Origin of the sequence: Pseudescherichia sp. AS216 (genome assembly GCF_037152055.1) — a bacterium.
Lineage (GTDB): Bacteria > Pseudomonadota > Gammaproteobacteria > Enterobacterales > Enterobacteriaceae > Pseudescherichia.
On the sequence record NZ_JBBCMV010000030.1, the window covers coordinates 1 to 329 of the forward strand.

1 pseudogene is annotated in these 329 nt (G+C 66.3%); it reads left to right on the forward strand.

The annotated features are described in order from the left end of the window. A pseudogene (locus WFN61_RS20780) lies at positions 1-329 on the forward strand (hypothetical protein); the annotation flags it as partial.

Consider the following 329-nt stretch of genomic DNA (forward strand, 5'->3'; position numbering starts at 1 on the left):
GACATCGGTCACTCCGCCGCCCTGGCCGGGATGATGGCCGGTACCGTTGTGGGTGGATTTATTGCCGCAGCGGGAGGCCTTGCCGCAGGGGCGCTGTTTATTGCCGGAATGAGCGCGTCCTGCCTGGGCGTGGGCGTGCTGCTTGTCGGGGTCAGCGTTGCTGTGGGCTGGCTTACCGGTGAGCTGGCAACGGCGGCAAGGGACACGCTGGCAGAGGACGGAGCCGGGAGCATGACGCAGCAGGGCGTCATCACTACCGGCTCACCTGATGTCTTCATCAACGGCAGGCCTGCCGCAGTGGCCACCGCCAGTCTGGTCTCCTGTCAGGA